The 17,616-nt window shown below is 73.3% G+C and carries 12 protein-coding genes and 4 pseudogenes; 15 read left to right on the forward strand and 1 reads right to left on the reverse strand.

The features are described from left to right. Window positions 1-2: 2 nt before the first annotated feature. A complete protein-coding gene (locus OVA14_RS11320) occupies window positions 3-638 on the reverse strand; it encodes a GntR family transcriptional regulator (protein WP_267503952.1) in 636 nt (211 codons plus the stop codon). A gap of 169 nt (window positions 639-807) precedes the next feature. Between OVA14_RS11320 and OVA14_RS11325 the strand changes: the two genes are divergently transcribed. From OVA14_RS11325 to tpiA, 15 genes and pseudogenes are all read left to right on the forward strand, one after another. Further along, on the forward strand, window positions 808-2,088 hold the full coding sequence (locus OVA14_RS11325) for an NRAMP family divalent metal transporter (RefSeq protein WP_267503953.1): 1,281 nt from the start codon (window positions 808-810) through the stop codon (window positions 2,086-2,088). 11 nt (window positions 2,089-2,099) lie between these two features. Further along, entirely contained in the window at window positions 2,100-2,867 is a 768-nt protein-coding gene (locus OVA14_RS11330) for a LamB/YcsF family protein (protein WP_267503954.1), read from the forward strand. Between the two features lie 30 nt (window positions 2,868-2,897). Then, a pseudogene (locus OVA14_RS11335) lies at window positions 2,898-3,665 on the forward strand (putative hydro-lyase); the annotation flags it as partial. A 62-nt stretch (window positions 3,666-3,727) separates the two neighbouring features. Further along, window positions 3,728-4,177, forward strand: a pseudogene (locus tag OVA14_RS11340) (5-oxoprolinase subunit B family protein); the annotation flags it as partial. A gap of 211 nt (window positions 4,178-4,388) precedes the next feature. Then, entirely contained in the window at window positions 4,389-4,952 is a 564-nt protein-coding gene (locus OVA14_RS11345) for a hypothetical protein (protein WP_267505581.1), read from the forward strand. Continuing rightward, the gene (locus OVA14_RS11350; RefSeq protein WP_267505582.1) at window positions 4,868-5,272 is read left to right on the forward strand and encodes a biotin-dependent carboxyltransferase family protein; all 405 of its coding nucleotides are present in this window, start codon (window positions 4,868-4,870) and stop codon (window positions 5,270-5,272) included. The genes OVA14_RS11345 and OVA14_RS11350 overlap by 85 nt, the downstream gene beginning before the upstream one ends. Beyond that, a pseudogene (locus OVA14_RS11355) lies at window positions 5,269-6,992 on the forward strand (acetyl/propionyl/methylcrotonyl-CoA carboxylase subunit alpha). The gene OVA14_RS11350 and the pseudogene OVA14_RS11355 overlap by 4 nt, the downstream one beginning before the upstream one ends. A gap of 67 nt (window positions 6,993-7,059) precedes the next feature. Further along, entirely contained in the window at window positions 7,060-9,948 is a 2,889-nt protein-coding gene (uvrA, locus tag OVA14_RS11360; protein ID WP_267503955.1) for an excinuclease ABC subunit UvrA, read from the forward strand. 22 nt (window positions 9,949-9,970) lie between these two features. Next, window positions 9,971-11,854, forward strand: a complete 1,884-nt coding sequence (uvrC, locus tag OVA14_RS11365) for an excinuclease ABC subunit UvrC (protein ID WP_267503956.1) — start codon at window positions 9,971-9,973, stop codon at window positions 11,852-11,854. A gap of 29 nt (window positions 11,855-11,883) precedes the next feature. Beyond that, window positions 11,884-12,747, forward strand: a complete 864-nt coding sequence (gene rapZ, locus OVA14_RS11370; RefSeq protein ID WP_267503957.1) for an RNase adapter RapZ — start codon at window positions 11,884-11,886, stop codon at window positions 12,745-12,747. A 14-nt stretch (window positions 12,748-12,761) separates the two neighbouring features. Beyond that, on the forward strand, window positions 12,762-13,739 hold the full coding sequence (whiA, locus tag OVA14_RS11375; protein ID WP_267503958.1) for a DNA-binding protein WhiA: 978 nt from the start codon (window positions 12,762-12,764) through the stop codon (window positions 13,737-13,739). A 114-nt stretch (window positions 13,740-13,853) separates the two neighbouring features. Continuing rightward, window positions 13,854-14,477, forward strand: a complete 624-nt coding sequence (locus OVA14_RS11380; RefSeq protein WP_267503959.1) for a superoxide dismutase — start codon at window positions 13,854-13,856, stop codon at window positions 14,475-14,477. An 81-nt stretch (window positions 14,478-14,558) separates the two neighbouring features. After that, a pseudogene (gene gap, locus OVA14_RS11385) lies at window positions 14,559-15,573 on the forward strand (type I glyceraldehyde-3-phosphate dehydrogenase). A 5-nt stretch (window positions 15,574-15,578) separates the two neighbouring features. Further along, complete coding sequence (locus OVA14_RS11390; RefSeq protein ID WP_267503960.1) at window positions 15,579-16,790, forward strand: phosphoglycerate kinase; 1,212 nt, start codon at window positions 15,579-15,581, stop codon at window positions 16,788-16,790. Next, the gene (gene tpiA / locus OVA14_RS11395; RefSeq protein WP_267503961.1) at window positions 16,784-17,569 is read left to right on the forward strand and encodes a triose-phosphate isomerase; all 786 of its coding nucleotides are present in this window, start codon (window positions 16,784-16,786) and stop codon (window positions 17,567-17,569) included. The genes OVA14_RS11390 and tpiA overlap by 7 nt, the downstream gene beginning before the upstream one ends. The last annotated feature ends 47 nt before the right edge of the window (window positions 17,570-17,616 follow it).

The following is a 17,616-nucleotide window of genomic DNA, read 5'->3' on the forward strand; positions in this document are numbered from 1 at the left end:
GCTCAGGCCCGCCCGAGCCGCGCGTAGGCGCCGAGCACGCGGCGCTCCGACTCGGTGAGGTAGCGCTCGAGCTCGCGCGCGGCAGGCTCCGCGCCCGCGTCCACGAGCGCGTCGAGCACGGCGCGGTTGCGCAGCACGAAGGGGCGGTGCAGCGACTCGAAGTCGTCGATCGCGAGGAACGCGAGCCGCAGCTCGGCGGCGAGCTGCTCGTGGGCGCGCTCGAGCCTCGGGCTGTCGGAGAGCGAGACGAGCGCGCGGTGGAAGGCCATGTTCGCGGTGCCCACGACCGACCAGTCGCCCGCCTCGCGTGCCGCCTGCGCGGCCTCGACCGCCTCGCGCATCGCGGCGACGGCCGGATGGAGCGGGGAGGCCTCGCGCAGCACCCCGCACTCGATCTGCCGGCGTGCGCGGTAGATGTCGACGACGTCCGCCGTGGTGGGCGAGGCCACCGAGACGCCGCGGTTGGGCACGTGCTCGACGAGGCCGTGCTGCGCGAGCACCCGGAACGCCTCCCGGAGCGTGTTGCGCGAGACGTCGAGCCTGGCCGCGAGCGCCGCCTCCGAGAGCCGCTCGCCGGGCGCGTACTCGCCCGCGATGATCTGCCGGCGGAGGATCCCGGCGAGGCTCGTGTCGCTCATGGCGCCATGCTACGTCCCGGCCCTGCGGATCGTGGGGCGATCCGCAACACGGTCGAAACACATCGGACTCGGATTGTTCAACAATCGTTGCCAGGCTGTCCTACGACGGCTAGGCTCCCCCCAGCGCACCCCGCGCGCCAGAGCCCACCGACGGAGATGGGAACCCGCGATGTCCGACACGCAGCAGTCCACCGAGGCAGCGCCCACCGACGCCCAGCGCGCCAAGGCCCTCGCCAGGAGCCGCCGGGGCCCGATCCTCGGCGCGATCTTCCTCATGGCCACCTCGGCCATCGGCCCGGGCTTCATCACCCAGACCGCGACCTTCACGGCGCAGCTCGGGGCCGCGTTCGCGTTCGCGATCCTGGTCTCGATCCTCATCGACCTCGCGGTGCAGATGAACATCTGGCGCATGATCACCGTCTCCGGCAAGCGCGCGGGCGACCTCGCCAACAGCGCCGTGCCCTTCTCGGGGCACGTGCTCGCCGTCCTCATCCTCATCGGCGGGCTCGCGTTCAACATCGGCAACATCGCGGGCGGAGGGCTCGGCCTCAACGCCCTGCTCGGGATCGACGCGAAGGTCGGCGGCCTCCTCACGGCCGTGCTCGCGATCTGCATCTTCCTGTTCAAGCGGGCCGGGCGCGTCGTCGACGTCGTCGTCATGGTCCTCGGCGTCGGCATGATCGCGATGACCGTGTACGTCGCGATCGTCTCCGCCCCGCCCGTGGGCGACGCGCTGCGCCAGACCTTCGTGCCCGACGAGCTGAACTTCGCCACGATCACGACGATCGTCGGCGGCACGGTCGGCGGCTACATCACCTACGCCGGCGCGCACCGCTACCTCGAGTCGGGCCTCACGGGCCGCGAGCACATCAGGGACGTCCACCGCGCCTCGCTCAACGGCATCCTCGTCACGGGCGTCATGCGCTACGTGCTCTTCCTCGCGATCCTCGGCGTCGTCGCCTCGGGCGTCGCGCTCGACTTCTCCGGCCAGGCCGCGAACCCGGCCGGCCAGGCGTTCGGCGCCGTGCTCGGCGACGCGGGGATCCGCATCTTCGGCTTCATCTTCTGGGCCGCGGCCATCACCTCGGTCATCGGGGCGGCGTACACCTCGGCGACGTTCCTCTCGACCTTCACGAAGCGCCTCGCGGGCGGGTGGCCGCTGCAGCTCGCGACGGTGGGCTTCATCGTCGTCTCGGCCGTGGTCTACCTGCTCATCGGCACCGCGCCGGCAGCGCTGCTCGTCTTCGTCGGCGGCTTCAACGGCCTGATCCTGCCGATCGGGCTCACGATCTTCATGTACATCGGCTGGTTCCGCCAGCGCGACGTGCTCGGCGGCTACCGCTACCCGACCTGGCTGCTCGTGGTCGGCACGCTCGCGACCGCGCTCACCTGGTACATGGGCTCGCAGTCGATCGTCCCGATCTTCGCGTTCCTCGGCATCGGCGCGTGAGGGCCTCCGGCATGGCATCGATCGACCTGAACTCGGATCTCGGCGAGAACGTCCCCGAGCGCATCGTGGGCGACGACGCGGCGATGCTGCGCGTCGTCACGAGCGCCAACGTCGCGTGCGGCTTCCACGCCGGCAGCCCGGAGGGCATCCGCGGCACGCTCGTCGAGGCCGTCGCGCGCGGGGTCGCGATCGGCGCGCACCCGGGCTACCGCGACGCGGAGGGCTTCGGCCGTCGCGACGTGGAGATCGACGACGCGACGCTCCAGGCGCACGTGGAGTACCAGCTCGGCGCGCTCGGCGCCCTCGCCGCCTCGGCGGGCGGCCGGATGGTGTACGTCAAGCCCCACGGCGCGCTCTACAACCGCATCGCGCACGACGAGCGGCACGCCGAGGTCGTCGTCGCGGCGATCCGCGCGGTCGATCCGGCGCTCGTGCTGCTGGGCCTCGCGGGCTCCGCGGTGCTCCGCGTGGCGGAGGCCGCGGGGCTGCCCACCGCCGCGGAGGCGTTCGCCGATCGCGCGTACACCCCCGAGGGGCTGCTCGTGACCCGCGCGGCGCCCGGATCCGTGCTGCACGACCCCGAGGCGGTCGCCGCGCGGATGGTGCGGCTCGCGCAGGAGGGCCTGCTCGAGGCGATCGACGGCTCGACGATCGCGGTGCGCGCCGAGTCGATCTGCGTGCACGGCGACAGCCCCGGCGCGACCGCGATGGCCGAGGCCACGCGTGCCGCGCTCGAGGCCGCGGGCGTCACGATCGCGCCCTTCGCGGCGGTGCGCTGATGGCGGCGCCCGTGGCCGCCCCGCGGCAGGCTCGACGAGGCGCGCGCCGCCCGCGCGTCGTACCGGGGCGGCCTCGTCGCGCCGACGAGCGGCGTCGCGCACGGCCTCGTGCAGGCGAACCTCATCGCCGTGCCGGAGGACTGGGCCTTCGAGACGCTGCTCTTCGCACAGCGGAACCCGAAGCCGTGCCCGATCCTCGAGGTCGTGGAGGCCGGGCGCTTCGAGCCGCGCCTCGCGCCCGGCGCCGACCTCCGCACCGACATCCCCGCCTACCGCGTGTGGCGCGACGGCGCGCTCGCCGAGGAGGTCGCCGACGCGACCGAGGCCTGGGCCGCGCAGCCGCTGGTGGCCTTCCTCATCGGCTGCAGCTTCACCTTCGAGGCGGGCCTCGCCGACGCGGGCATCCCCATCCGCCACCAGGAGCTGGGCCGCAACGTGCCGATGTACCGGACGAACCGCGACTGCGCGCCGGCGGGCCGCCTCTCGGGCGAGCTCGTCGTCTCCATGCGCCCGATCTCCGCCGACCGCGTCGCCGACGCCGTCACGATCTCCGGCCGCTTCCCGGCCGTGCACGGCGCGCCCGTGCACATCGGCGACCCCGCCTCGCTCGGCGTCGACCTCGATCGCCCCGACTTCGGCGACGCGCCCGAGGTCCGCGCCGGCGAGGTGCCCGTGTTCTGGGCCTGCGGCGTCACCCCGCAGGCCGCGATCATGGCGTCGCGGCCGCCGTTCGCGATCACGCACGCGCCGGGACACATGCTGGTGCTCGACGCCCCCGACGCCGCCTTCGCCGCATGACCCGCATCCTCACCGCCGCCGACACCGCGCTGCTGCTCGAGGCCGCCGACCTCGACGAGTCGATGCGGCTCCTGCCGCGGCTGCGCGAGGCGGCGCTGCCCGGCGTCACCGAGTTCGTGCCCGCCGCGCGCACGATCCTCGTGCGCTTCGATCCGCGCCGCGTCGCCGCCGACGACCTCGCGGCGAGGCTGCTGGCCGTCGAGCCCGCGGCGGAGCGCGCGGCGAGCCACGCCGCCGTCACGATCCCCGTGCGCTACGACGGCCAGGACCTCGACGAGGTGGCGGCGCTCCTCGGCGTCTCGGCAGAGGAGGTCGTCGCGCGCCACCAGGCGGCCGCCTGGCGCGTCGCCTTCACGGGCTATGCGCCCGGCTTCGGCTACCTCGTCGGCGACGACGCGCTCTTCCAGGTGCCGCGCCGCTCGAGCCCGCGCACCCGCATCCCCGCCGGCTCCGTGGGCCTCGCCGGCGCGTTCTCCGGCGTCTACCCGCGCGAGAGCCCGGGCGGCTGGCAGCTCATCGGACGGACGGACACGAGGATGTGGGACCTCGCCCGCGAGGAGCCCGCGCTGCTCGCGCCCGGCGCCGCCGTGCGCTTCGAACGCGTCGAGCGCGACCTCGTCGAGCCTCGCGGCCGCGGATCGCGCGGCCGTCGACGCCGCGCACGCGCTCGAGGTCGTCCGCCCCGGGCTCCAGCTGCTCGTGCAGGACCTCGGCCGCCCGGGCATGGCCGCGACGGGGGTGAGCCAGTCGGGCGTCGCCGACCGCGCGGCGCTCCGCGCCGCCAACCGCGCCGTCGGGAACGAGCCCGGCGAGGCCGGGCTCGAGCTCGCGGGCGGCGGCGCGGTGCTCCGCGCGCGCGGCCCCGCCGTCGTCGCCCTCACGGGCGGCGCCGCCGAGGCGACGGTCGAGGGCCGCGCGGGCTCCGCGCCCGTGCCGCACGGCGCACCCGTCGCCCTCGACGATGGCGACGAGCTCCGCATCGGCGCCGTGCGGTCGGGCCTGCGCGCCGTGCTGGCGATCCGCGGCGGCATCGCGCTCGAGCCCGTGCTCGGGAGCCTCGCGACCGACACCCTCGCGGGGCTCGGCCCCGAGGCGCTCGGTGCGGGCGACGCGGTGCCGCTCCGCGGTCCGGCCGCGGCGAGCCGCGCCGTCGAGCCGCACCCCGGGCCCGGCCGGCCGCTGCCCGCGCCGGGGAGGACGCCGTGCTCCGCGTCGTGCTCGGCCCGCGCACCGAGTGGTTCGCGCCCGCCGCGATCGGCACGCTCACCGGGCGGGCCTGGACGGTGACGCCGCGCTCCGACCGCGTCGGCGTGCGCCTCGAGGGCGCGCCGCTCGAGCGCGCCCAGGAGGGCGAGCTGCCGAGCGAGGGTGCCGTGACGGGCGCCATCCAGGTGCCGCCCGACGGCCAGCCCGTGCTCTTCCTGCCCGACCACCCGCTCACGGGCGGCTACCCCATCATCGGCGCCGTCGTCGACGCCGACCTCGACCTCGCCGGGCAGCTGCCGCCCGGCGCCCGGGTCCGCTTCGCGATCGCCGACGCCGCGTCCGCCGATGCCGACCACGCCCGACCCGACCACGCCCGATCCGACCACGGAGCCCCCGCATGACCCGCATCGAGACCGTCCTCATCGCCAACCGGGGCGAGATCGCCGTGCGCGTCGCGCGGGCGTGCGCCGAGGCGGGCATCCGCTCGGTCGCCGTCTACGCCGACCAGGACGTCGACGCGATGCACGTGCGCGCCGCCGACGAGGCCGTCGCGCTCGGCGGCTCGACCGCGGCCGAGACCTACCTCGACATCCCCTCGCTGCTCGCCGCCGCCCGCACCTCGGGCGCCGACGCCGTGCACCCCGGCTACGGCTTCCTCTCCGAGAGCGCCGCGTTCGCGCGCGCGGTCGAGGAGGCCGGCCTCACCTGGATCGGCCCGAGCCCGGAGTCGATCGAGGCCCTCGGCGACAAGGTCTCGGCGCGCCGCATCGCCATCGAGGCGGGCGCGCCGCTCGCGCCAGGCATCGACCGACCGCTCGAGGGCGCGCACGAGGCGGTCGCGTTCGCCGAGGAGCACGGTCTCCCGATCGTCGTGAAGGCGGCCTTCGGCGGCGGCGGGCGCGGGATGCGCATCGCCCGCACGCTCGAGGAGGTGCCGGATGCCTTCGAGGCGGCCTCGCGCGAGGCCGTCGGCGCCTTCGGCCGCGGCGAGTGCTTCGTGGAGCGGTACCTCGAGCACCCGCGCCACGTCGAGGCGCAGGTGCTCGGCGACGGCGCCGGCCGCGTCGTCGTGGTCGGCGACCGCGACTGCTCGCTGCAGCGCCGCAGCCAGAAGCTGTTGGAGGAGGCACCCGCACCCGGCCTGAGCCCCGAGCAGCGCGAGCGCATCCACGCCGCCGCGCGCGACATCTGCGCGGCCGTCGAGTACCGCGGCGCCGGCACCGTCGAGTTCCTGCTCGCGAGCGACGGCACGATCGCGTTCCTCGAGGTCAACACGCGCCTGCAGGTCGAGCACCCGGTGACCGAGATGGTGACGGGGGTCGACCTCGTGCGCGAGCAGCTGCGCATCGCCGAGGGCCGAGGCATCTCCTTCGACGCCACCCCCGAGCCCGTCGGCCACGCGATCGAGCTGCGCGTGAACGCCGAGGATCCGGGCCGCGGCTTCCTGCCGAGCCCCGGCCGCGTCACGGCGCTCCGCGCGCCCGGCGGCCCGGGTGTCCGCTGGGACGCCGGGGTGCAGGCGGGCGACCGCGTCGAGGCGGCCTTCGACTCGCTCGCCGCGAAGCTCATCGTGCACGCGCCCGACCGCGACGCGGCGCTCGTGCGCCTGCGGCGCGCGATCGGCGAGCTCGAGGTCGAGGGCATCGCCACGGTCGCGCCCTTCGCGCTCGCCGTGCTCGACGAGCCCGCCTTCTCGACCGACGGCTTCGCCGTCTCCACCCAGTGGATCGAGGCGGAGCTCATGCCGCGGCTCGAGCCGCAGCTGCGGCCCGCGCCGAGCCCCGCCGAGGCGATGCGCAGGCTCGCGATCGAGATCGACGGCCGCCGCGTCGTGCTCGGCCTGCCGGATGCGCTGCTCGCGGCGGCCGCCGGCGCGGGCGGGGAGCGGCGGCGCCTGCGGCAGCGCGCGACGACGCCGCGGTCGAGGCGCCCGTGCCGGGCACGCTCGTGCGCTGGCTCGTCGCCGACGGCGCGAGCGTCGCCGAGGGCCAGGAGGTCGCGGTGCTCGACGCCATGAAGATGGAGACGAAGGCGCTCGCGCATCGCGCGGGCACGCTGTCGCACGTGCTCGAGGAGGGCGCGGCGGCGGCGGTCGGCGAGGCCATCGCGCGCATCGCCTGAGGCTGCCGGAGTGCGCCCTGGGCGAAGCGCGGGGGTGCGTGTCAGCGGCCGGTCGTAGGCTTCTTCGGTGACATCCAGGACCACGAGCAGGACCACGAACACCGCCGAGCTGCACGTCCGCGGCGCGCGCGAGCACAACCTCAAGGACGTCGACCTCCGCATCCCGCGCGACGCCCTCGTCGTGTTCACGGGCCTCTCCGGCTCGGGCAAGTCCTCGCTCGCGTTCGACACGATCTTCGCCGAGGGCCAGCGCCGCTACGTCGAGTCGCTCTCGGCCTACGCACGCCAGTTCCTGGGCCAGGTCGACCGTCCCGACGTCGACTTCATCGAGGGCCTGAGCCCCGCGGTCTCCATCGACCAGAAGTCGACGAACCGCAACCCGCGCTCGACGGTCGGCACCATCACCGAGGTCTTCGACTACATGCGCCTGCTCTGGGCGCGCATCGGCATCCCGCACTGCGCGGTCTGCGGCGAGCGCATCCAGCGCCAGACGGTGCAGCAGATCGCCGACGACCTCATGGAGCTCCCGGAGCGCACGCGCTTCCAGATCCTCGCGCCCGTCGTGCAGCAGAAGAAGGGCGAGTTCGTCGACCTGCTGCGCAACCTCGTGGCCACGGGCTACTCGCGCGCCGTCATCGACGGCGAGGTCGTGCAGCTCGCCGAGGCGCCCGCGCTCAAGAAGCAGAACAAGCACGACATCTCGGTCGTGGTCGACCGCCTCGTCGCCGAGCCCGGCATGCTCTCGCGCCTCACCGACTCGCTCGAGACGGCGCTCCGGCTCGCCGACGGCCTCGTGACGATCGACTTCGTCGACGAGGAGGCCGGCACGGCCGCGCGCACGCGCACCTACAGCGAGAAGCTCGCGTGCCCCAACCGTCACCCCGTCTCGCTCACCGAGATCGAGCCGCGCACCTTCTCGTTCAACGCGCCCTTCGGCGCATGCCCCGAGTGCTCCGGCATCGGCACGCGGATGGCCGCCGACCCCGACCTCGTGATCGCCGACGAGGCGCTCTCGCTCCGCGAGGGCGCCGTGCTGCCGTGGACGCAGACCGGCAAGGGGCTCTACACCTACTTCGAGCGGCTGCTCGGCGGCCTCGCCAAGGAGATGGACTTCTCGCTCGACACGCCCTGGGGCGAGCTCGACGACGACGTGCGCAAGGTCATCCTCCACGGCACCGACGGCAACGTCATGGTGCAGTGGCGCAACCGCTACGGCCGCCAGCTGCGCTACGCCTCCGGCTACGAGGGCGTCATGCCCTACATCCAGCGCAAGCACGCGGAGGCCGACTCCGACTGGTCGCGGCAGAAGCACGGCGAGTACCTGCGCGAGGTGCCGTGCCCCGAGTGCGGCGGTGCGCGCCTGAAGCCCGAGGTGCTCGCGGTGACCGTCCACGAGCGCTCGATCTCGGCCGTCGCCGAGATGAGCCTCGTCGACGCGCACGCGTTCGTGCACGAGCTCGAGCTCACGCCGCGCGAGGCCGAGATCGCGGCAGCGGTGCTGCGCGAGATCCGCGCGCGCCTCGACTTCCTCATCCGCGTCGGCCTCGGCTACCTCTCGCTCTCGCGGAGCGCCGGCACGCTCTCCGGCGGCGAGGCGCAGCGCATCCGCCTCGCCACGCAGATCGGCGCCGGGCTCACGGGCGTCCTCTACGTGCTCGACGAGCCCTCGATCGGCCTGCACCAGCGCGACAACCGCAAGCTCATCGGCACGCTCGAGGCGCTGCGCGACCTCGGCAACACCCTCATCGTCGTCGAGCACGACGAGGACACCATCCGCACCGCCGACTGGATCGTCGACATCGGCCCGGGCGCGGGCGAGCACGGCGGCGAGGTCGTGCACTCGGGCACCTACGAGGAGCTCGTCGAGAACGAGGCCTCGCTCACGGGCGCCTACCTCGCGGGCCGCGAGCGCATCCCGACGCCCACGAGCCGTCGCGAGGTCGACCCGGAGCGCATGCTGCGCATCGAGGGCGCGCGCGCCAACAACCTCAAGGACGTCTCGGTCGACGTGCCGCTGGGCGTCTTCGTCGCCGTCACGGGCGTCTCGGGCTCGGGCAAGTCGACGCTCGTGAACGACATCCTCCACAAGGTGCTCGCCAACGCGCTCAACGGCGCCCGCCAGGTGCCCGCGAAGCACACGCGCGTCACGGGCCTCGAGCACCTCGACAAGGTCATCCACGTCGACCAGGGACCCATCGGGCGCACGCCGCGCTCGAACCCGGCCACCTACACGGGCGTCTTCGACAAGATCCGCAACCTCTTCGCCGAGACGGCCGAGGCCAAGGCGCGCGGCTACCTCGCGGGCCGCTTCTCGTTCAACGTCAAGGGCGGTCGCTGCGAGGCCTGCCAGGGCGACGGCACGCTGAAGATCGAGATGAACTTCCTGCCCGACGTCTACGTCGAGTGCGAGGTCTGCCACGGCAAGCGCTACAACCGCGACACCCTCTCGGTGCACTACAAGGGCAAGTCGATCGCCGACGTGCTCGAGATGCCCATCGAGGAGGCGGCCGACTTCTTCGAGCCGATCTCGTCGATCCACCGCTACCTCCGCACGCTCGTGGACGTCGGCCTCGGCTACGTGCGCCTCGGGCAGTCGGCCACGACGCTCTCGGGCGGCGAGGCGCAGCGCGTGAAGCTCGCGACCGAGCTCCAGCGCCGCACCTCGGGGCGGGCGATCTACGTGCTCGACGAGCCGACCACGGGCCTCCACTTCGACGACGTCCGGAAGCTCCTCGAGGTGCTCGACGGGCTCGTCGAGAAGGGCAACACCGTGCTGACGATCGAGCACTCGCTCGACGTCATCAAGTCGGCCGACTGGATCATCGACCTCGGCCCCGAGGGCGGCTCCGGCGGCGGCACGATCGTCGCCACCGGCACGCCCGAGCAGGTCGCCGACGTCGAGGTGAGCTTCACGGGCGGGTTCCTGCGCGAGATCCTCGGCGCGCCGGTCGCGTGAGGGCAACGACGAGCGGCGCAGCATGAGCTCGGCCAGACCCTCCCGCACCGTCCCGTACAAGCCGGCGCCCGGGACGATCCCGACGGCGCCCGGCGTGTACCGCTTCCGCGACGAGCACGAGCGCGTGCTGTACGTCGGCAAGGCGAAGAACCTGCGGCAGCGGCTCTCGAACTACTTCCAGCCGCTCGAGGCGCTCCACGAGCGCACGCGCCGCATGGTGCTCACGGCGGTGCGCGTCGAGTGGACGATCGTCGCGAGCGAGTACGAGGCGCTGCAGCTCGAGTTCACCTGGATCAAGGAGTACGAGCCCCCCTTCAACGTGCAGTTCCGGGACGACAAGTCGTACCCGTACCTCGCCGTCACGATGGGCGACGACGTGCCGCGGGCGATGATCACCCGCAACCGGGCGATCCGAGGCGCGCGGTACTTCGGGCCGTACACGAAGGTCTGGGCGATCCGCGAGACGCTCGACCTGCTGCTGAAGGCGTTCCCGGTGCGCTCCTGCAGCCAGAGCACGTACGACCGCGCCGAGCGCTCGGGGAGGCCGTGCCTGCTCGGCGACATCGGCAAGTGCGCCGCGCCCTGCGTCGGCCGCGTCTCGCACGACGAGCACCGCGACCTCGCTCGCGAGCTCGTAGGGTTCATGAACGGCGGCGACCAGGCGGTCGTCGACCACATGCGCGAGGAGATGCAGCGCGCGAGCGCGCGCCTCGAGTTCGAGCGGGCCGCGCGGCTGCGCGACCAGCTGCAGGCCCTCGACGCCGTGCTGGAGCGCACGAGCGTCGTGCTCTCCGACCGCGTGGACGCCGACGTCTTCGGCGTCGTCGCCGACGAGCTGAGCGCCGCGGTGCACCTGTTCGCCGTGCGCGGCGGCCGCATCCGCGGCACGAAGTCGTGGGTGGTCGACACCGAGATCGACATGACCGACGGCGAGCTCGCGACGCAGATGCTGCGCATCGCCTACGACGGCGGCGATCCGCCCGCGCGCGAGGTGCTCGTGCCGAAGGAGCCCGACCTGCCCGACGAGGTCGCCACGTGGCTCACGGGCCGCCGCGAGGACCACGGCCTCGGTGGCGCCGTGAGCATCCGCGTGCCGCAGCGCGGCGAGAAGCGGCGGCTCGCCGACTCCGCCACGGTCAACGCCGCGCACGCGCTGCAGGTCGCGCGCACGAAGCGCACGAGCGACTACGTGACGCGCTCGCAGGCGCTCGCCGACCTGCAGGAGGCCCTCGGCATGGCCGAGGCGCCCCTGCGCATCGAGTGCTTCGACGTCTCGCACCTGGGCGGCACGGGCGTCGTGGCCTCGATGGTGGTCTTCGAGGACGGCCTGCCGCGGAAGGACCAGTACCGGAGGTTCGCGATCGCCGAGACGACCGACGACACCGACTCGATCCGGCAGGTCATCGCCCGGCGTGCGCGCTACATCGTCGACGGCGACCCGGAGGAGACCGGCAGCCGGTTCGCGTACACGCCCCAGCTGCTGCTCGTCGACGGCGGTCGGCCGCAGGTCCAGGCGGCCCGGCGCGCCCTCGACGAGGCGGGGGTGCGCGGCGTCGCGCTCGCGGGCATCGCGAAGCGGCTCGAGGAGCTGTGGCTGCCCGACGACGACTACCCGGTGATCCTGCCCCGCACCTCCGAGGCCCTCTACCTCGTGCAGCGGCTCCGCGACGAGGCGCATCGCGTCGCCATCTCGTACCAGCGGCAGAAGCGCTCGAGCGCGATCGAGACCGAGCTGAGCGGCATCCCCGGCCTCGGGCCCACGCGGGTGCGCGCGCTGCTCAAGCACTTCGGCTCGGCGAAGCGGGTGCGCGCGGCGACGCCGGAGCAGCTGCAGGAGGTCGCGGGCATGGGCCCGGCGCTCGCCGAGGCCGTCGCGAGGGCCCTCGGCGCGGATACAGTGGAGTGAGGGCAGCGAGAGCGACAGGGAAGCGGAACGTGCACGCGAGAGAGATCGTCATCATCACCGGCATGTCCGGTGCGGGTCGCTCGACCGTCGCGAACGCGCTCGAGGACCTCGGCTGGTTCGTCGTCGACAACCTGCCGCCGACGATGCTGCAGGCGCTCGTGCGCACCGCCGCGGCCGGCGCAGCCAGCCAGCCGCGCCTCGCGATCGTCGTCGACGTGCGCGGCGGCACGCTCTTCGACGACGCCAAGCAGTTCATCGAGATGCTCCGCAGCGAGCACAGCGTGCGCATCCTCTTCCTCGAGGCGAGCGACGCCGAGCTCGTGCGCCGCTACGAGCAGGTCCGGCGGCCGCACCCGCTGCAGGGCGACGGCACGATCCTCGACGGCATCCGGCTCGAGCGCACGCGCCTCCAGTCGATCCGCGGCCTCGCCGACGAGACCATCGACACCTCGGGGCTCAACCCCCACCAGCTGACGACGCGCGTGGGGGAGCGGTTCGCCCCCGGCGGGCAGCTCGAGGTGACCCTCACGATCATGAGCTTCGGCTTCAAGTACGGCACCCCGGTCGATGCCGACCTCATCGCCGACATGCGCTTCCTGCCGAACCCGTTCTGGATCCCCGAGCTGCGGGGCCACGACGGCACCGAGCCGGAGGTGGCGCAGTACGTGCTCTCCCAGGAGGGCGCGACGGAGTTCGCCGACCGCTACGTGGAGGCCCTGCGACCGGTGTTGGCCGGCTACCTCCGCGAGAACAAGCTGCACGCCGTGCTCGGCGTGGGCTGCACCGGTGGCAAGCACCGGTCCGTCGCGATGAGCCAGCGCATCGCGGCGAGCCTCGAGGGCACCCCTGGCGTCCGGGTGTCCGTCAAGCATCGAGACCTGGGGCGCGAATGACGAGAGGAGCGGGTGTGGCATTGACCGACGACGTCAAGGAGGAGCTCGCGCGCGTGCGCGTGACGCGACCCCAGACGAAGGCGGCGGAGGTCGCGACCCTCCTGCGCTTCGCAGGTGGGCTGCACGTGATCTCGAGCCGCGTCGCGGTCGAGAGCGAGCTGGGCAGCGCATCGGTCGCGCGCCGGCTCGCGAAGAGCATCCTGGAGCTGTACGGCATCCGGCCGGAGATCGCGCGGATCTCGTCGTCGTCGAACCGGACGAGCGGCGCGTACCTCGTGCGCGTCATCGCCGAGGGCGAGACCCTCGCGCGCCAGACGGGCCTCATGGACGCACGTCGCCGCCCCGTGCGCGGCCTGCCGAACAAGGTCACGACGGGCTCGCTCGAGGACCTCGCGGGCATCTGGCGCGGCGCCTTCCTCGCGCAGGGCACGCTCAGCGACCCCGGCCGCTCGGCCGCGCTCGAGGTGGCCTGCCCGGGCAACGAGGCCGCGATGGCGCTCGTCGGCGCCGCCGGGCGCCTCGGCATCCCGGCGAAGTCCCGCGAGGTGCGCGGCGCCCACCGCGTCGTGATCCGCGAGGGCGAGCCGATCTCGCGCATGCTCACGACGATGGGCGCGCACGAGACGGTCCAGGCGTGGGCGGAGCTGCGCCAGCGCCGCGAGGTGCGCGCCACCGCCAACCGCCTCGTGAACTTCGACGACGCGAACCTGCGCAGGAGCGCCCAGGCGGCGGTCGCCGCGTGCGCGCGCATCGAGCGCGCGCTCGAGATCCTCGGCCCGGAGGTGCCCGAGCACCTCGCGTACGCCGGCCGCCTGCGGCTCGAGCACCGCGACGCGAGCCTCGACGAGCTGGGCCACCTCGCGAGCCCCACGATGACGAAGGACGCCGTCGCGGGTCGCATCCGCCGCCTCCTCGCGATGGCCGACCGCGCCGCGCAGGACCAGGGCATCCCGAGCACGGAGGACGCCGTGCCCGAGGACCTCGACGCCTGAGCACCTGGTCGTCTGCGGACGTCCAGGCCGCTCCGATCCCGCGCATCCTCGCGCGGATAGGATCGAGACGACCGTGATGCGCGCGAGATCGCGCGCGAGTGAGGAGAACCGGACATGACCGTGTACACCCTTCCCGACCTGCCCTACGACTACGCGGCGCTCGAGCCCCACATCTCCGCGAAGATCATGGAGCTGCACCACGACAAGCACCACAAGGCGTACGTCGACGGCGCGAACACGGCGCTCGAGAAGCTCCAGGCAGCGCGCGACGCCGACGACTTCGGCGCGATCAACAAGCTCGAGAAGGACCTCGCGTTCAACCTCGGCGGCCACACGAACCACACCGTCTTCTGGAACAACCTCTCCGGCGACGGCGGCGGCGAGCCCGAGGGCGAACTGCAGGCGGCGATCGTCGAGTTCTTCGGCGGCTTCGCGAAGTTCCAGGCGCACTTCACCGCCAACGCCACGGGCATCCAGGGCTCCGGCTGGTCGGTGCTCGCGTGGGACTCCGTGGCCGAGCGCCTCAACGTCTTCCAGCTCTTCGACCAGCAGGGCAACGTGCCGGTCGGCGCCCACCCGATCCTCATGCTCGACATGTGGGAGCACGCGTTCTACCTCGACTACCTCAACGTCAAGGCGGACTACGTGCAGGCCTTCTGGCAGATCGCGAACTGGCAGGACGCGCAGGCCCGCTTCGACGCGGCGAAGGCCCAGACCTCGGGCCTCATCGTCCGCTGACCCCCAACGTCACCCAGTGACCCGGAGCCCCGGGCATCGGCCCGGGGCTCCTTCCACCCCCGACAGTCAGGAACCCACCCCATGACTCTCAAGGTCGCCATCAACGGCTTCGGCCGGATCGGCCGCAACTTCGTGCGTGCAGCGCTTGCCCAGGGCGCTGACATCGACGTCGTCGCGGTGAACGATCTCACCGACAACGCCACCCTCGCCCACCTCCTCAAGTACGACTCGGTCTCCGGCCCCCTCGCGCAGGAGGTCTCGTCCGACGAGGGCTCGATCCGCGTCGGCGAGCTCGAGTTCCGCGGCTACGCCGAGAAGGACCCGTCGAAGCTGCCCTGGGGCGAGCTCGACGTCGACGTGGGGCGAGCTCGTCATCGAGTCGACCGGCCGCTTCACGAAGGTCGACGACGCCTCGGCGCACCTCGCCGCGGGCGCCAAGAAGGTCATCCTCTCCGCGCCGGCCACCGGTGCCGCCCCGACCTTCGTCATGGGCATCAACGAGGCCTCCTACGACCCCGAGAACGACCACGTCATCTCGAACGCGTCGTGCACCACGAACTGCCTCGCGCCGCTCGCGAAGGTGTTCCACGAGTCGTTCGGCATCGAGCGCGGCTTCATGATGACGGCCCACGCCTACACGGCCGACCAGAACCTCCAGGACGGCCCGCACAAGGACCTGCGCCGCGCGCGCGGCGCGGCGATCAACATCGTCCCGACCTCGACCGGCGCTGCCAAGGCCATCGGCCTCGTGCTGCCCGAGCTCAACGGCCTGCTCGACGGCTCGTCGTACCGCGTGCCCGTCCCCACGGGCTCGATCGTCGACCTGACGCTCGTGACCCGCGACGGCCTCACGGTCGACGAGATCAACGCCGCGTACCGCGAGGCCGCCGACGGCGCCCTCAAGGGCTACCTGCAGTACTCGGACGAGCCGCTCGTCTCGAGCGACATCGTGGGCAACCCGCACTCGTCGATCTTCGACTCGGGCCTCACCGCCGTCATCGGCAACCAGGTGAAGGTCTCGTCGTGGTACGACAACGAGTGGGGCTACTCGAACCGCCTCGTCGACATCACCGAGTTCGTCGGCGCGAAGCTCTGACCCGCATGGCGATCCGCACGCTCGACAGCCTCGGCGACCTCGCCGGGCGCACGGTCCTCATCCGGTGCGACCTCAACGTCCCGCTCGAGGACGGCCGCATCGCCGACGAGGGCCGCATCGTGGCCTCGCTGCCCACCCTCCGCACCCTGCTCGAGCAGGGCGCGAAGGTGGTGGCGATGTCGCACCTCGGCCGCCCCAAGGGCGAGCCCGAGGCGCGCTACTCGCTCGCTCCTGTCGCGGCACGCCTCGGCGAGCTGCTCGGCCAGGAGGTCGCCTTCGCGACCGACACGGTCGGCGAGGACGCGCAGCGCGTGCGGATCGCCCTGCAGGACGGGCAGCTCGCGCTGCTCGAGAACCTGCGCTTCGACCCCCGGGAGACCAGCAAGGACGCCGCCGAGCGCGCGGCCTTCGCCGCCGAGCTCGCCGCGGGCGCCGACGCCTTCGTCTCGGACGGCTTCGGCGTCGTCCACCGCAAGCAGGCCTCGGTCTTCGAGGTCGCCCAGGCGCTGCCCAGCGCCGCGGGCCTGCTCGTGGCCAAGGAGCTCGAGGTGCTCTCGCGCCTCACCGAGTCGCCCGAGCGCCCCTACGCGGTCGTGCTGGGCGGCTCGAAGGTCTCCGACAAGCTCGGCGTCATCGAGCACCTGCTGCCCCGCGTCGACACGCTCGTCGTCGGCGGCGGCATGCTCTTCACCTTCCTCAAGGCGCTCGGCCACGACGTGGCCTCGAGCCTGCTCGAGGAGGACCAGGTCGAGCGGGTGCTCGGCTACATGAAGCAGGCCGAGGACCTCGGCGTGCGGCTGCTGCTCCCGACCGACGTCGTCGTCGCGGAGTCGTTCGGCGCGGACGCCGCGCACGAGACGGTCGCGGCCGACGCGATCGGCGACTCCCGCTTCGGCGCCGCCGGCCTCGGGCTCGACATCGGCCCCGACTCCGCCGCGGCCTTCGCCGAGGCGATCCGCGGCGCGAGGACGGTCTTCTGGAACGGCCCCATGGGCGTGTTCGAGCTGCCCGCCTTCGCGCACGGCACGAAGGCGGTCGCCGAGGCGCTCACCGAGGTCGACGGCCTCGCGGTCGTCGGCGGCGGCGACTCGGCCGCCGCGGTGCGCCGCCTCGGCTTCGAGGACGCGCAGTTCGGCCACATCTCGACCGGCGGCGGTGCGAGCCTCGAGTTCCTCGAGGGCGCCCGCCTCCCTGGACTGGAGGTTCTCGGATGGTGACCCGCATCCCCCTCATCGCCGGCAACTGGAAGCTCAACCAGGACCACCTGCAGGCCATCGCGCTCGTGCAGAAGCTCGCCTGGACGCTGCAGGACGCCAAGCACGACCACGCGGCGACGGAGGTGGCGGTGTTCCCGCCGTTCACCGACCTGCGCAGCGTGCAGACGCTCATCTCCGCCGAGCGGTTCGAGCTGCGCTTCGGCGCGCAGGACGTCTCGCAGCACGAGTCGGGCGCGCACACGGGCGAGGTCGCGGCCTCGATGCTCGCGAAGCTCGAGTGCTCGTACGTGATCGTCGGCCACTCGGAGCGCCGCCAGGACCACGGCGAGACCGATCCGATCGTGGGGCGGAAGGCCGCTGCGGCCCTCCGCGCCGGCGTCGTGCCCGTGATCTGCGTGGGCGAGACCGCCGAGGACCTCGAGACCCACGGCGCCTCCGCGGTGCCCGTGCAGCAGCTGCGCGACGTGCTGGCCGAGCTGCCGGAGTCCGGCGAGATCGTCGTCGCCTACGAGCCCGTGTGGGCGATCGGCTCCGGCCAGGCGGCCACCGCCGACCAGGCCCAGCAGGTGTGCCAGGCGCTCCGCGCGACGATCGCGGAGGTCCGCGGCGACGAGGCGGCAGCGGCGACGCGCATCCTCTACGGCGGCTCGGTGAAGTCGGGCAACATCGCCGGCTTCATGCGCGAGCCCGACGTCGACGGCGCGCTCGTCGGCGGCGCGAGCCTCGACGCTGCGGAGTTCGCGGCGATCGCGCGCTTCCGGAGCCACGTCGGCACCTGATCGGGCGACCGGTCCACGGCAGGCCGAAGGCCCTCCCGCCCCACGGG

Source organism: Agrococcus sp. SL85, assembly GCF_026625845.1.
Lineage (GTDB): Bacteria > Actinomycetota > Actinomycetes > Actinomycetales > Microbacteriaceae > Agrococcus.

Excerpts from the sequence above, each read along its gene's own strand:
- OVA14_RS11380 (WP_267503959.1), top strand. The coding sequence starts at position 13,854 with ATGACCGTGTACACCCTTCCCGACCTGCCCTACGACTACGCGGCGCTC.
- OVA14_RS11330 (WP_267503954.1), top strand. The coding sequence starts at position 2,100 with ATGGCATCGATCGACCTGAACTCGGATCTCGGCGAGAACGTCCCCGAG.
- OVA14_RS11320 (WP_267503952.1), bottom strand. The coding sequence starts at position 638 with ATGAGCGACACGAGCCTCGCCGGGATCCTCCGCCGGCAGATCATCGCG.
- tpiA (WP_267503961.1), top strand. The coding sequence starts at position 16,784 with ATGGTGACCCGCATCCCCCTCATCGCCGGCAACTGGAAGCTCAACCAG.
- OVA14_RS11325 (WP_267503953.1), top strand. The coding sequence starts at position 808 with ATGTCCGACACGCAGCAGTCCACCGAGGCAGCGCCCACCGACGCCCAG.
- OVA14_RS11345 (WP_267505581.1), top strand. The coding sequence starts at position 4,389 with ATGGCCGCGACGGGGGTGAGCCAGTCGGGCGTCGCCGACCGCGCGGCG.
- OVA14_RS11390 (WP_267503960.1), top strand. The coding sequence starts at position 15,579 with ATGGCGATCCGCACGCTCGACAGCCTCGGCGACCTCGCCGGGCGCACG.
- uvrC (WP_267503956.1), top strand. The coding sequence starts at position 9,971 with ATGAGCTCGGCCAGACCCTCCCGCACCGTCCCGTACAAGCCGGCGCCC.